The sequence below is a fragment of the Aestuariibius violaceus genome, assembly GCF_040779325.2.
GTDB classification, from domain to species: Bacteria; Pseudomonadota; Alphaproteobacteria; order Rhodobacterales; family Rhodobacteraceae; genus Aestuariibius; species Aestuariibius violaceus.
In genome coordinates this window covers 14288-28862 of record NZ_JBFONT020000010.1, presented here as the reverse complement: position 1 = coordinate 28862, position 14575 = coordinate 14288, and the positions used below count along the sequence as shown (strand labels likewise).

The following is a 14575-nucleotide window of genomic DNA, read 5'->3' as shown; positions in this document are numbered from 1 at the left end:
TTTGAGGTCCTGATTTGCGGGCCGATCACGTTTTCTTGCGCCAGATCGTGGCCTGACGGCACCTTTCCCGTTCAGATTCTGGGCGTTAGGGTGCGACGATGGGCACAGCGCGAAGCAAATGACCGAGACGAAAGAGCACATACCGGCCTACCAGCGGCGAAAGGCGGACCGCCCTGTCGAGATCCTTCAGGCCGCTTTGGAAGAGTTTCATGCCCATGGATATGCGGGCGCGAAACCTGATCGCATCGCCAAGCGCGCAGGGGTATCGCGCAGCACACTCTACCTTTATTTCGACAACAAGGATGCCCTGTTCGAAGCCGTCGCAGAGAAGGCCATGGGCACCTTTGTCGATGAGATCGCGGAAAGCACCATCAGCTTCACCGGCACCACTGAAGAGCTTGTCCGGCAACTGCTAGAGCGCTTTTACGACATGATACTGACGACCAAGAACAGTGCCATGATGCGGATCCTGATCGCCGAGGGGCCAAGCCGCCCCGAGCTTGTTCGGCGCTATCATGCCCTGGTCATCCGTAAAGGGCATGTGGCCCTGGAAAAGATTGTCGCGCGGGGGATCGAACGGGGCGAGGTACGGAAATCCGCGGCGACCACGGTGCCACAGCTTCTGATCGCCCCTGCGTTGTTCTTCCTGATCCACAAGATGGTGTTTGGCGATCTGGAAGAGCTCGAGGTGGAAAGCTACCTGACCGCGCATCTCGACATGCTCTTTAACGGGATCGGCGTTAAGATGAGGGCCTGAAGACCCTGAACGAGCCTTCAGGTTCATTTCCAGACAGAGACGTTCCGTCTACGCGGCCCAGCCTAGCTTGTAGACATGGATCTCGAAGGTCGGGTGCATCTCAGCCCCGACGATGCCTGGCTTGTAGTGGCGGTAGGTCGACCGCCAGTAAGGTTGGATCACAACGCCCTCGTCCCGCATGATCGTTTGCAGGCGCCGCGAGACCTCGCGCCGCTGATCGGCGTCGGCGATCGACAGCGCCTCGGCCAGAGCGGCATCGAATTCCGCATTGGCGAAGCCGGATTCGTTCCAGGCTTCGCCCGACCGATAGGCCAGAGCGAGGACCTGCACGCCGAGCGGGCGGTGGCCCCAATCCGTCGTCGAGAGCGGGTATTTTGCCCAATCGTTCCAGAAGGTTCCGCCCGGCAGGATGGTGCGGGTGACGGTGAACCCCGCATCGCGTAGCTGTGCCGCGATGATGTCAGAGGTGTTGCGCCGCCAATCATCCTCGATCGAGACGATTTCGAACTCGTAGTCCGCCATCCCCGCTTCCTGCATCAGCGCCAGGGCGCCTTCGGGATCGAAGACCGGCGGGTCGAGCTCGGCGTATTCGGGGTGGATCGGGCAGACATGGTCGTTTGCGGCGACGGTGCCCTGATCGGCGTAGCCGAGCGACAAGCAGACCGAATTGTCGACGGCCATCGCGAGCGCCCGCCGTACGCGGACGTCGGCGTACGGGGTCATGCCATCGACTTCGGCCTGTTGATTGGGGCGGGTGACGAGGGTGTTGGCGGTGATCGCCTCGGACTTTTCCCAGCCGATGGCGTCCAGGATCTCGACGAATTCGCCCAGGCTTTCGTAGAGCATGTCGACCTCGTCGGCATCGGCGGCGGCCGTGATGGAGGCCTTGTCGGTTCCAAAATCGATGTATTCGATCCGGTCGAGCGCGGCTTCACCGACAACGCCCTGGCCCCACCAGGCGTGATCCGGGTTCTTGACGAGGACCGCCCTGATGCCGACCTCGAACTGTTCAGGCAGGTAGGGCCCGGTTCCTTTGGGCGCCGTCAGGGGATCGCCGCCGAAATCCTGAGGCACGATCGCGGCGGGATAATCGGAAAAACCCGCGATCAGGGTGATATCAGGCGTCTCCAGCGACAGACGCAGTTGAGCATCGCTGACCACGGTGATCGCGCTGTCGCGCGCCCGTCCGGTGGCGTCGTCGATGAGGGAGGCCATGCGGCTGGCCATCGAGTTGCCTTCGACCTCGCGCTCACACCAGCGGCCGATGTTAAAGGCGACATCGGCCGCCGTGAAGGGGGTGCCGTCGTTCCAGGTCACGCCCGGGCGGATGTTGAGAATGTATTCGGTGGCATCCTCATTGATCTCCCAGCTTTCCAGCAACATGCCGGTGATGCTGCCATCGCGCTGGTATTCGACGAGGTACTCCAACCAGCCGCGGGTGAAGTTCGACATCTGCGGCCAGTCATAGGTCCGCGGGTCGCGCAGCGCTTTGACGGTGCTTTCGATGCGCAGCGTCCCGCCCTGCTGCATGTGCGCCTCTGCCCGTACCGGGGCCTTGAGCCCGATCAGACCATAGGCCGCCGCCGTGGTCACGCCAAGCGATGTGGCGCGGACGAGGAATTCGCGCCGGTCCATCGTGCCGTCCCCGTGTTCCCGTGCGTAGGCCCTGGCGGCGGGGTGAATGGTGTCGGCGGCTCGTGCGGTTGGTGACATGAATTGGTCCTTTCGGGTCGCAACGGAAAAGGGCGGGCCACGATGGGCGCCTTTGGCAATCATGGAGGAATGAGGTGCTGCCGATCCCGGTCTGCGGCTCTAACCCTGTGGTGAGCGTGGGGCAGCGCGTAAACTGGAGCACAAAGCGGCCACCGGTTTCAAGCCATTGCTCGGGAGAAGCCGACGGCTTGCCGCCGGTCGCCCGACAAAGCCGCCTTTTCGGGCGGAAATGATTCTCTTTCCCACCTCGATCGGATGCCGTCGGCTGGCGCCTCTTCCTTCGTGGAGGCCACTGTCCAGAAAGTGTCGCGCCAGCCATGGCGCCCTCTGAACGGGTCCGAAAGCGCCGCAGAGTTAAGAGCCGCGTGGAGCGTGATCTTCCGTGGAGGCCCCTGCCCCGCTGAGCCCGACGCGGCCTCGGCGGCGTCTTCAAGTCAGGCCGCGCCGCGCAGACCGGTCCGCTCAGCCCGGGGGAAGAAGACCGACAGGGGTCGTATCGGTGCGGCGAAAGACATGACCCGACTCCTTGACGAGTTTCAACTCTTTGTCTCATCGTGGGAAAATCCGTTCGCTCGGATTAACAGGGAGAACATCATGAACAAGCATTTGGTCGGCGCGGTTGTCGCGGCTACGACCGTCGTTGGCGCTGGCGCGGCTTCGGCGCAGGATACTTTCATCGCTATCGGCACCGGCGGAGTGACCGGCGTCTATTATCCGACGGGCGGCGCAATCTGCCGTCTGGTGAACAGGGATCGGTCTGACCATGGCGTTCGCTGTGGCGTAGAATCGACGGGTGGGTCCGTCTTCAACATCAACGCCATCCGTGGCGGCGAGTTGGAATTCGGCGTGGCACAGTCGGACTGGCAGTTTCACGCGTTCAACGGCACCTCACGCTTTGAGGAGCAGGGTCCGTTCGAAGAGCTGCGGGCCGTCTTCTCGGTCCATCCGGAGCCGTTCACCGTCGTGGCACGCGCCGATGCGGGGATTTCGACATTCGAGGATCTGCAGGGCAAGCGGGTGAATGTCGGCAACCCGGGATCTGGCCAGCGCGGTACGATGGAAGTGCTGATGGAGGCGATGGGCTGGACGATGGACGATTTCACCGTCGCGTCCGAGCTTCAGGCGGCCGAGCAGTCCCAGGCGCTGTGCGACAACAATATCGACGCGATGATCTACACGGTGGGCCACCCGTCGGGATCGATCCAGGAGGCGACGACCGCCTGCGACTCGGTGCTGGTAACGGTCGACAACGATGCCGTGGCCCAGCTGGTGGAGGAAAACAGCTTCTACCGGACGGCGACGATCCCAGCCGGGATGTATCGCGGCAACGACGAGGATGTGCAGACCTTCGGTGTCGGCGCGACCTTCGTGACAAGCGCGGATGTGCCGGAAGAGGTCGTCTATGTGGTGGTTTCGGCTGTGTTCGAGAATATCGACCAGTTCCGCAGCCTGCACCCGGCCTTCGCCAATCTCGACGCGGCGGAGATGGCCAATGACGGCCTGTCGGCCCCCCTGCATCCCGGGGCGGAGCGCTATTTCCGCGAGGCCGGCCTGATCGAGTGATCGGCCGTCCTTGACGATGTGAAAGACCCATCCCGGGCGGCGCCTGCCACGTCGCCCGGGCCACCCATCGCGGGAATAAGAACGAGTTTCAGGGGGACGGGCCGATGACCGATCAGGACGGGCGCGAGGGGCGCGAAGGGCGGCAATTCTCGGACGAGGAGCTTCAGGACCTCGTCGCGAGCACCGATAGCGGCGGACGTGCACCCACGAACCGGACGGTCGTGCTGCTGATCGCGGGGCTGGCCTTCGTCTGGTCGCTGTTCCAGCTTTGGATCGCCCAGCCTATGCTTTGGTTCGGGGAATACCTGCCGGTCATGAACTCGTCCCAGACCCGGCCGCTGCACCTGTTCTTTGCCATCGTTCTGGCGTTTCTGGCCTATCCGGCCTTCAAGGGCTCGCCGCGCGACCGCGTGCCGATCATCGATTGGGTGCTGATGGCCATCGGCGGCTTCTGTACCTTCTACATCTTCTGGTTCGCCGACGAGCTGGCGCTGACCGCCCGGTCGGGCCTGCCGACCGAGACGCAGGTCATCATCGGCGCTGTCGGCATCGTCATTCTGCTGGAGGCGAGCCGTCGGGCACTGGGCCCGGCCCTGACCGTCGTCGGATCGATCTTCCTTCTTTACGCCTATATGGGCACCGGCTGGCTGATCCCCGATCTGATCGAACACGAGGGCTTGAGCTTCACGGCGCTGATCAACGCGCAATGGCTGGATACCGGCGGCGTCTTTGGCATCCCGCTGGGCGTGTCGACGGCGTTTGTGTTCCTGTTCGTGCTGTTCGGGTCGCTGCTGGATAAGGCGGGAGCGGGGAATTACTTCATAAAGCTGGCCTTTGCCGGGCTGGGTCACCTACGCGGCGGGCCGGCAAAGGCCGCCGTCGTGGGGTCGGCCATGACGGGCCTGATCTCGGGGTCGTCCATCGCCAATGTGGTGACCACCGGCACCTTCACGATCCCGCTGATGAAGCGGGTGGGCTTTACCAACGAACAGGCCGGCTCGGTCGAGGTCGCCTCGTCGGTCAACGGGCAGATCATGCCGCCCGTCATGGGGGCAGCGGCCTTCCTGATGGTCGAATTCATCGGGATCTCCTACGTCGAGGTCATCAAGCACGCCTTCATCCCGGCCGTGATCAGCTACATCGCGCTGGTCTACATCGTGCACCTGGAGGCGCTGAAGAAGGACATGCCGGCGCTGGGGGAAAGCAAGAGCTTCCTCGGGATGATCGTGAAATTCTTCGTGGGGTTCGCGGTGGCGGGCGCGGGCTTTACCGCGTTGATCTACGGGGTCGGTGCCCTGCGATCGGTGCTGCCCGACCTGACCGGCCCGATCATGATGCTGGCGTTGGCGGCGATCTATATCTGGCTGGTGTCCATCGCGGCCCGCAAGCCCGACCTCGAGGTCGACGATCCGAACGCGGAAGAGATCAAGCTGCCGCAGGTCAAGGACATCTACGCCACCGGCCTGCATTACATCCTGCCCATCATCGTCCTTGTCTGGTTCCTGATGGTCGAACGGCAGAGCCCGGCGCGGTCGGCCTTTTTCGCCACCGCCCTGATGATCGGGATCATCGCGACCCAGCGACCCTTGAAGGCGGTGTTCCGCGGCGAAGGCGGGCAAATGGCGGCGGAGTTCAGCGCCGGATTGCTCGACCTGCGTGACGGGCTGATCGCAGGGGCGCGCAACATGATCGGCATCGGTGTCGCGACGGCGGCGGCGGGCATCATCGTGGCGACCGTCACCCGCACCCCCATCGGGACGGAGCTGGCCGGGCTGGTCGAACAGCTGTCGGGCGGGATCCTGTTCGTGATGCTGGTTCTGATCGGGCTTTTCTCGTTGATCCTGGGGATGGGGCTGCCGACGACAGCCAACTATATCGTCGTGTCGTCGCTGATGGCGTCGGTCGTCGTGACGCTGGGCGCGCAGGAGGGGCTGATCGTGCCGCTGATCGCGGCGCACCTCTTCGTGTTCTACTTCGGGATCATGGCGGATGTGACGCCGCCCGTGGGGCTCGCGAGTTTCGCGGCCGCCGCTGTGTCGGGTGGCGATCCGATCAAGACGGGGTTCACCGCCTTCTTCTATTCGCTGAGGACGGTCGCGCTGCCGTTCCTCTTCATCTTCAACCCGACGCTGATCCTCTATGGCGTGGATCTGGGGACGTGGCAGGGGGTGCTGCAGGCGGTCTTCGTCTTCGTGGTGGCGACCTTCGCGATGCTGCTCTTCGCGGCGGCCACGCAGGGCTATTTCCTGGCGCGGTCGCGGATCTACGAAAGCGCGGCGCTACTTCTGGTGGCCTTCACGCTTTTCGTGCCAAATGTCTGGCTCGACATGGTGCAGAACCCATTCCGCCAGGTTGAACCGGCGCAGTTCGAGACGGCTTTGGGCGAAGCCGCGGAGGACGAGCAGTTGCGGTTGCTGATCCGGGGGCCTGACTTCAACACCGGCGAGACGGCCGAGACGACGCTGGTCGTCAACGCCAGCGGCGCCACGGCCGAGGAGCGGCTGGCCAATACCGGCCTTCTCTTGATGCCCGAAGGCGAGGCGATGCGCCTTGATGAGCCGATGTTCGGCACCGAGACGGCGGAGGCGCTGATCGATTTCGACTTCTACGCCGACGAGCCGGTGCAACTGGCCGCCGTGCAGGTCGCGCGGGACCGGCTGCCCGAACAGGTTTTCTTCATCCCGGCGCTTCTGCTTCTGGGGCTGATCATCTTGTTGCAGCGCCGGCGCCAGACCAAACCGGCCTTCTGAGGAGGGAAGAGAGATGTTCAAAACGGTTCTTCTGCCCATCGACCTGTCGGCGCCCAGCAGCTGGGAAAGGGCGCTGCCCGCGGCGCTGGGGCTGTGTCAGGCCGAGGACGGCGGCATTCTCCACGTTCTCGTGGTCGTTCCCGATTTCGGCATGTCGGTTGTCGGCACCTATTTCGAGGCGGGCTTCGAGGAAAAGGCGATGCACAAGGTCGGCGAGGCCCTGACCCGGTGGGTCGACGAGAATGTGCCCGACGGAACGGAGGTGCATCCCCATGTGATGCACGGCCGAGTTTACGACCAGATCATCACCGCCGCCGACAAACTGTCGGTCGATGCGATCGTCATGGGCTCGCACCGGCCGGAGCTGACCGATTATTTGCTCGGCCCCAATGCGGCGCGGGTGGTGCGGCATGCCAAGCAGTCGGTCTTTGTGGTCCGGGCGGAGTAGCGGGGTGAGCCATGTCTTCGGGCGCGGGACGGGGGCGCTGCCCACCGCGGTACGGGGGGACGGCTGTTACCTCTACGATGCGGACGGGCGCGCCTATCTGGACGGGTCGGGCGGCGCGGCGGTGTCGTGCTTGGGCCATTCCGATCCAGAGGTCCGCGCGGCGATCCACGCGCAGCTGGACAAGGTGGCGTTTGCCCATACCGGCTTCTTCACCTCCGAACCGGCGGAGGCGCTGGCGGATCTGCTGGTGAACCAGGCGCCGGAGGGGATCGACAAGGTCTACCTGCTGTCCGGCGGGTCCGAGGCGGTGGAGGCTGCGATCAAGCTGGCGCGGCAGTATTTCCTCGAGATCGGGGAGCCAGGGCGACATCGGCTGATCGCCCGGCGGCAAAGCTATCACGGCAACACGTTGGGGGCGCTGGCGGCTGGCGGGAATGCCTGGCGGCGCGAGAAATACGCGCCGCTGCTGGTCGAGACCTCCCATATCGCGCCGTGCTTCGAATATCGCGAGCGGCGGGACAACGAGAGCCCCGAGGCCTACGGCCAGCGCGCCGCGAACGAGCTGGAGGCCGAGATCGAGCGGCTGGGGCCGGAGACGGTCATGGCCTTCATCGCCGAGCCGGTCGTGGGTGCCACCGCAGGGGCCGTTCCGGCGGTGCCCGGTTATTTCAAGCGGATCCGGGAGATCTGTGATCGGTACGGCGTCCTGCTGATCCTCGACGAGGTGATGTGCGGCATCGGGCGGACGGGGTCGTTCTTTGCCTGCGAACAGGACGGGATCGCGCCCGACATCGTGACCGTCGCAAAGGGGCTGGGGGCCGGCTACATGCCGATCGGGGCGATGCTGTGTTCCGGAGCGATCCATGACGCCATCGCACAGGGCTCTGGCAGTTTCCAGCACGGGCACACCTACCACGCGCATCCCCTATCGGCGGCGGCGGGTCATGCGGTCGTGCAGGCGATCCTCGGACGCAGCCTTGTGGACAGGGTCCAGCGGCAGGGCGAGACGCTGAATGGCACCCTGTGCGATGCGTTCGGGCAGCATGCCAATGTGGGTGATATCCGGGGCCGTGGCCTGTTCCGCGGGGTCGAGCTGGTCGAGGACCGCGAGACCAAGCGCCCCTTCGATCCCGCCCGCAAGCTGCACGCGAAGGTCAAGTCGGCGGCGATGAAGGAAGGCCTGATCGTCTACCCCGCGGGCGGCACGGTGAACGGGCGCGACGGCGACCACATCCTGATCGCCCCGCCCTTTATCATCGAGGACGCGCAGATCGACGAACTGGTCGCCAAGCTGGGCCGCGCGCTGGAGACAACGCTGGCGCAGTGACCTAACCCGCCCGGGCCTGTCCGGGGGTGTGCCCGAAGCGCCGCTTGAAATGCTGCCCGAAGCGCGGGACGTCGTTATAGCCGACGCGATAGGCGATCTCGGCCACGGGCAGGGATGTGCTGCGTAGGAGGACGAGGGCCCGCTCGCACCGGCGGGCGATGACATATTGCAAGGGCGACGCACCGGTCGCTGTCTTGAACGCCTTGGCGAAATGGGTGGAGGACATCGCGGCGAGGTCGGCCATGCCCTTAATGGATATGTCTTCGGCCAGGTTATCCTCGATCCATTCGGCGACGCGGCGCAGGCGGATGTCGTCGATCGCCGCGAAGGGGGCTTCGACCGGCTGCATCACCTGCACGATCTGCGCGGCCACGGCGCGGTGCATGGTTTCGCGGTAGAGCGTACCGCCCGCCCCGAACGTCTCGGCCCGGAGGGCGAGGTGCAACAGCACCGGGTCGAGGTCGCCGACCACGGGAGCAAGCGCCGCCCCCGGCTGCAGCCCCGCCTCTTCCAGCACCGACGTTTCAAGTGAAACCATCGTGACGTCCATCGGTGCGTCGTACAGGCAGGTCCCCTCAGCCCCCGCGGGCAGGATCCAGCCCTGATGGCGGGTCAGCGGCGCGTCCTGAGCGCGATCGCCACCGACGGCTAGGCGATGGCCGGGCTGGTCGGCACCGAAGACGCCGATCGTCAGAGCCGGAAGCGCAAACCCCCCGCCACCGGCGGGGAGTGCGGTCGTCTGGGCGATCAATCCAGGCATCGCCGGAAATATAGGGCGTCCGGTCAAAGGGGCGACCCCAGGCCTGAACGCCGGTGATGTCACGATCCGGGCGTGTCGCGCACATACTCACTGCCCCGCTGGGCCGTCGCGGTGAAGGTCATGGCATCGACGCGCCAGCCGTCTTCGGTCCGGGTGAAGCCGTGTTCGTAGGTGCCCCAGACCTCCCAAAGATCTTCGCCCCCGTTTTCCGGCAGGTCGCCCGAGGGCATACGGTTCCAGGCATACCCGTGGGACGTCATGGTGGCAGCATCCGGCCCGTCGAAGGTGATCCGGTGATTTCCGCGCAGGTGGAAGCTGTCCTTCTCACCGGCGAGGTTGGCCGACCAGCCGTCGATCAGCGCGTCTGCCGGGATCGTGGCGGGTTCCCCACCGACGAGCGAGGTGAAGTCGACGTCGATCGTGTCGGTGAAGAAGCTGCGCGCGGCGTCCCAATCCTTGGCGTCGACGGCGGCGTCGATGGCATCGGCGATGCGCATCATCTCGGCCCGGTCGACCAGCGTCTCTTGGGTGACGGGATCGCCGCCGATCTGGGCAGAGGCCGAACCGGCCAGCAGAAGGGCGAAGGTGGTGGCGGAAAGAATGCGGGTCATGGGTCGTCTCCTTTCGATGAGGGGCCCGGGGCGGTCTGCCCCGGGCTGCGGGATCAGGCGCCGTAGGCGCGGAAGTGGGCGGCGACGGTGTCGGACGCCTCTTGGACAGCGGCCGGGTCGTCGTAGAAGTCGAACTGCGTCACGTCTTGCAGCCAGGCCTGCGTTGCCTCGCCCGTCATGCGGTCGACGAAGCTGCGCACGCCTTGCGGGATAGCCGCGGCGTCGGAATGAACGATGGCCAGCGGGCGGTCGAAGCTCTCGGCCTCGTTCACCGGATGGTAGCTGAGCCAATCGTCCCAGCCAGCGTTGTTCCAGGCGTCGTCATATTCGGGGATCGCCCCGCGAGATGGTTCATAATAGTAGCCGCCCATGGGCATCAGCACGCCCTCTGCGCCTTCGGGGCCTGCAGCGGGGATGATCTGGCCACCGGCGGCTTCCGCATCGGCGGCGACCTGCATCAAGCCGGCGACACCGTCCGGGCCGCCATAGACGGCCTCGACGATCTCGCGGTCTTGCAGCCAGGGCGCGACGAGCCCGACAGACGCGATGCGGTCGTCCCCGCGCGTGGCGTCGACCATATAGCCGGCGGAGGCGCAGATGCCGAGGCCGTGGAGGCCCGCGACCTGCGGCAGCGCCGCCACGTAGTCGATCGCGGCGCGGATATCGGCGGTCTTGGCGGCGGGATCCTCGATGAAGCGCTGCCCGTTCGGCAGGTCGCCGGACTTGCCCCAACCGCGGAAGTCGAAGGTCACGGCGATCAGGCCGCGTTCGGCCATCTCGCGGGCGTAGGTAGCGGGCATCTGTTCCTCGACCGAGGTCCAGGCGCCGGTGACAATCACCGCGTCGGTCGGCGTGCCGTCGAAGCCCGAGGGCAGGTAGAGCGTGCCGGTCAGGGTCTCCCCGGTGCTTTCGAAACTGAGCGTCTGGGTGGTCACGTCGGCCAGAGCGGTGGTGCCCATCAGGGCGGCAGTGGCGGTGGCGAGAGTCAGGGTTGTCATGGTCGGTCTCCTGTTTGTCGGGGATCAATCGGCCGCGAGCAGCGCGGTGATTTCGGCGTGCCGCTCTGGCGGGAACTTCGTGTTCTCCTGGGGCGCGGCGAGGGTGAGCGCGGCAACCGGCAGCGTCAGGGTGGCGATCAGGGCGAAGGTCTTCATCTCTCATCTCCGTGTCTCTGGCGGCGGGGCCGCGGTTTCGATGACAGAGAGATACGGGGCGACAGGCCCCCAAACAGGCGCGATTCCTGGCAAGCGCTATGCGATTCCTGTCATGTTGCAGCGGCGGGCCTCAGGTGGCCTCGCTCCATCAGCGGCTTCACTCCCGCCCGCGAGTGGTTCGTCCCGGTCGACCCGAGCGATGCAGTCGCAAGCCCGTTCACTCTCAGAGCTGTATTCGAGGGTAAAGCTAAAGCGACAAGTGCGCCTTGCCTTCAGCGTAACACGGCACCGGGGCAGGCAAGTAAAAGGGATCCGGTCAATGGTACTGACGGGTCGCTCTGAAAGCGGCCAACTGGCTTGAGATCAAAGTGCGGAACTGAGCACGCCTTGAACGGCATTGAGAAAAGGCCCCCGTCAGTTACGGTATTTGCTTGCCGTGCCGCCGCTACTCCGGCTGCCGCAGATGAGTATCAGGCCGCTGCGCCGATGTGTCCAAGCGGCGCGATGCGGGCGTGCCGGGCACCAGCAGTTCGGCTTTCCTGAAATAGGCGCGCAGCTCTTCTTTCGTGATGCCGAGGGCGCGCCGCGCCTCGCGTACGGACTTGGACTGCCAAGGCTCTTCTTCCAGAGGGATGAGGTGCAGATCCTTGTTGGGCAGATTGTCGACAGCAAAGCCGACGCCGAGGAGGTAGGAGGCAATATGCTCCTCCTTGAAGCGCCAGTGTTCGGGGTACTCCGTCGTGGACACCTTGACGAAGAAATCGACCACGTCACTCGTGATGTCTGAGGCCGCGCCCATCGTGGCGCCGATCACGAAGGCTTCATCCTGGACATGCAGACCCCGGCCAAGCAGGACGTGGATGCAATCATGGCGCGCCAATGTGATCGCCCCGGGAAGCGCGTCGGGGCTTTCCGGGTTCTCGTAGCGGCGAATGATTTCGGGCACGTCCTCGGCCGCCGCGGCGGGCATCGTCGCCAGAACCTCGGCGATGGTCATGTCGTCGGTGTCGAGCCCGGGACTCCATTCGTCCCAGTTCAGATCGATGCGGCGTCCCATGGCTCAGCCCTCGCTTTCGGAAAAGTCGGTGATGGCGGTGAAATCGGTGTTCTCGGCCACAGCAGCCTGAAGCGCCGCCTCGAGTGCATCGACGTTGTCGACATCCACGAAACTGCCAAGGTCGGACCGGCGCAGGACGTGGTTACCCGAGATTCCGATGCCGATGGTCGTCAGCTGGATCGGTGTCGTTGCGGCCAACTGTTCGACTGCCCGATTGAGCGCCTCGCTGTCATCGGCCACACCGTCGGTCGTGACGATCATGCGGAAGGTGCCAAAGCCGCGCACGCTGCCGGCCTCTTCCTCCAGCAGGGTCTGAGCGCTGCCGAGCGCCTGGGTCAGAGGTGTGCCACCGTCGCTGATGATCGGGCGCAAGGAGTTCGGCAGCGTGCCGCGCGCATCGGCAACCGACGTGAAGGGCATCACGATGCCGGAATTCAGAGCGACAACCGACACGCGGTCGCTGTCCTGCATCGCGGCAAGCGCGTCGACGACCGCCTGTTTGGCCGCCTCCATATCACCACCCATGGAGCCGCTGTCGTCGAGGACGATGGCCGTCACCCGCCGGTTGGGATCGGGCTGCGCCTCGACCGCGGCGATCTCGGCCTCGGGCCAGGCCGCGATGGCGACCCAGTTGGGCGCGACCGGTTCGTGCTGGGGCGCGACAATGCTGGTGTCCGTCTGCTGCAGAATGAACCAGCCGGCAGCGCCGGCGAGGACGATGGGGATGAGAAAATCCTTAGCCTTCATGTGCCCTCTCCCCTCTATTGCAGCGGCGAGAAGGTGGTGGCTTCGGCCTGGACCGTCAGCACACGGAAGACGACGCGCATGTTCTCGCGCCACTCAGCCTCGGTCTGGGGCGGGTTGTGGAGCGGGCTGGATATGCCCACGCCATCGACCGTGAACTGGTCGCGGTTCATCCGAACGTCCAGATCCCCCGCATAGTCCGTCAGCGCGTCGACCACGGCTATCGCCCGGTCGAGCGATAGGTTCTGGGTCGAGGTGCGGATCGCGCGCAGCTCCGCATTTTCGGCGCCCGCCTGTTCGCGGCGCAGGAAGTGAAGCGGATCGGAATGCCCCTCAACTGTAATGATCGCACCGGAATAGGTCGAGGCAAGTCGCAGAATCTCTTCGAAATCCTCGGCATAGAGCGCCAGCGGGAAGGACGTGCTGTCTGGCTCGAAGTAAACCTCGAAATCGATCTTGGTGTTGGCGTCGAGCTGGCCGGTGCGGCGCAGCCTCTGCACGGCGGCCGCTGCGACCTCGGGGTCGAACGCAGCGATCTGACGTTCGTCGAGGTTGCTGAGTCCGTCGGTCAGCGCCGAATAATCCCACTCCGCAGTGTTGAGATTGGCGGGCGCATCCAGCCGGTCGGCGCCGCGCAGGGCCACATTGACCTCTTCCAGCAGCGCGTCGAAGCGGCGCGGCTCACTCGGGTCACCAAAATGGCGTGCGTTGCCCGCCCAGCCGTCGGTGATGGCATCCTGCCAAAGAAACACCCCCTCTTCCTGGGGCAGACCGCCGAGGAATTCGTCGGCCATCAGCGTCGCCATCGCGGCGCGGCGGGAGTCGCCTTCCTGTGCCATGAAGCTGCGCATCTCCTCTTCGGCCTGGAAGAAGATGTTGACCATGCGCGCGATGTCATCGCGATGGGCGTCGAAGTAGTCGGCCCTGACGGCGATGTAGTCGCCGATGACCGAGGCGGCCTCCTGCGTGGAGATCAGAATCGTTGCCCCACGGACAGAGCCTTCGGCGCCGGTGCCCACATTGCCGCCCGAGGTGAGGAAGCGTGCGTCGGGCAGGATGACGGCGGCCGCATCGGCGCGGCCGTCCGCCAGAGCCGCGGATGGAGTGTCGCCGTCTCCCGTCAGGTCGGCGACCCAGACGATCTCTACATCTTCAAACGACAAGCCCCCATCGGCAAGAATGCGGCCGACGAAGTCCACGTGCGGACCATTGGCCTGAATAGCGATCCGCTGCCCGGCAAGGTCACTGATGCGGGAAATCCCTTCTCCCGCGACGATTCCGTCCCCGGCGGAGAAGGAGTGCTTGAAGAACACGATCTGCTCGGTCCGCGGATCGAACTCCGTCACAGGTGCAGCGGCGGCGAGCATTCCCAGCGTGCCGCGCAGATAGGGCGTCTCGCAGGCGAGGTACGACTGAAGCTGCGCCTCGAAACTGTCCTCGACAGTCAGCGACAGGGGCAGGCCCGCATCACCAAGCCGCCCGCCATCGTTTTCAAGAGACGCGCCGTTGGCATAGGCCACCACCCCGTCGGCACCCCACGCGATCAGCGGCATGTTTTCGTTCCATCCGGCCTGGCAGTCGCGCACCGGATCGGTGACGACCTCTGCCAGCCTGTCGCCGGGATCGGCAAAGGCAGCGGGGCCAGTCACGGCCAGGGCAAGTGTCAATGCGTACGTAAAGGACCTCATGAA

General features: G+C 65.1%; 13 protein-coding genes. 5 read left to right on the top strand and 8 right to left on the bottom strand.

The window, feature by feature from the left end; all coding sequences use genetic code 11:
* The first annotated feature begins 118 nt into the window (after window positions 1-118).
* Window positions 119-757: a TetR/AcrR family transcriptional regulator gene (locus tag AADZ90_RS19510; protein WP_367310981.1), complete on the top strand. Its 639-nt coding sequence runs from the start codon at window positions 119-121 to the stop codon at window positions 755-757.
* Between the two features lie 48 nt (window positions 758-805).
* Here AADZ90_RS19510 and AADZ90_RS19505 read toward each other — a convergent pair whose 3' ends face one another.
* Window positions 806-2470 (bottom strand): ABC transporter substrate-binding protein, encoded by a 1665-nt coding sequence (locus AADZ90_RS19505; protein WP_367310980.1) that lies wholly within the window; start codon window positions 2468-2470, stop codon window positions 806-808.
* Between the two features lie 594 nt (window positions 2471-3064).
* Between AADZ90_RS19505 and AADZ90_RS19500 the strand changes: the two genes are divergently transcribed.
* From AADZ90_RS19500 to AADZ90_RS19485, 4 genes are all read left to right on the top strand, one after another.
* On the top strand, window positions 3065-4033 hold the full coding sequence (locus AADZ90_RS19500; protein ID WP_367310979.1) for a TAXI family TRAP transporter solute-binding subunit: 969 nt from the start codon (window positions 3065-3067) through the stop codon (window positions 4031-4033).
* 104 nt (window positions 4034-4137) lie between these two features.
* Complete coding sequence (locus AADZ90_RS19495; protein WP_367310978.1) at window positions 4138-6783, top strand: TRAP transporter permease; 2646 nt, start codon at window positions 4138-4140, stop codon at window positions 6781-6783.
* Between the two features lie 13 nt (window positions 6784-6796).
* Window positions 6797-7231: a universal stress protein gene (locus AADZ90_RS19490; protein WP_367310977.1), complete on the top strand. Its 435-nt coding sequence runs from the start codon at window positions 6797-6799 to the stop codon at window positions 7229-7231.
* Between the two features lie 4 nt (window positions 7232-7235).
* Window positions 7236-8558, top strand: a complete 1323-nt coding sequence (locus tag AADZ90_RS19485; RefSeq protein WP_411997107.1) for an aspartate aminotransferase family protein — start codon at window positions 7236-7238, stop codon at window positions 8556-8558.
* A 1-nt stretch (window position 8559) separates the two neighbouring features.
* Here AADZ90_RS19485 and AADZ90_RS19480 read toward each other — a convergent pair whose 3' ends face one another.
* From AADZ90_RS19480 to AADZ90_RS19450, 7 genes are all read right to left on the bottom strand, one after another.
* Window positions 8560-9318 carry an AraC family transcriptional regulator gene (locus AADZ90_RS19480; RefSeq protein WP_367310974.1) on the bottom strand — a complete coding sequence of 253 codons (759 nt, stop codon included), beginning with the start codon at window positions 9316-9318 and terminating at the stop codon, window positions 8560-8562.
* Window positions 9319-9377: 59 nt separating this feature from the next.
* A complete protein-coding gene (locus AADZ90_RS19475) occupies window positions 9378-9929 on the bottom strand; it encodes a nuclear transport factor 2 family protein (protein ID WP_367310973.1) in 552 nt (183 codons plus the stop codon).
* 53 nt (window positions 9930-9982) lie between these two features.
* Window positions 9983-10927: an alpha/beta hydrolase gene (locus AADZ90_RS19470; RefSeq protein ID WP_367310972.1), complete on the bottom strand. Its 945-nt coding sequence runs from the start codon at window positions 10925-10927 to the stop codon at window positions 9983-9985.
* Between the two features lie 24 nt (window positions 10928-10951).
* Complete coding sequence (locus AADZ90_RS19465) at window positions 10952-11083, bottom strand: hypothetical protein (protein ID WP_367310971.1); 132 nt, start codon at window positions 11081-11083, stop codon at window positions 10952-10954.
* Window positions 11084-11528: 445 nt separating this feature from the next.
* On the bottom strand, window positions 11529-12140 hold the full coding sequence (locus AADZ90_RS19460; protein WP_367310970.1) for a hypothetical protein: 612 nt from the start codon (window positions 12138-12140) through the stop codon (window positions 11529-11531).
* A 3-nt stretch (window positions 12141-12143) separates the two neighbouring features.
* On the bottom strand, window positions 12144-12887 hold the full coding sequence (locus AADZ90_RS19455) for a vWA domain-containing protein (RefSeq protein ID WP_367310969.1): 744 nt from the start codon (window positions 12885-12887) through the stop codon (window positions 12144-12146).
* 14 nt (window positions 12888-12901) lie between these two features.
* Entirely contained in the window at window positions 12902-14572 is a 1671-nt protein-coding gene (locus AADZ90_RS19450) for an ABC transporter substrate-binding protein (protein WP_367310968.1), read from the bottom strand.
* Window positions 14573-14575 lie beyond the last annotated feature (3 nt).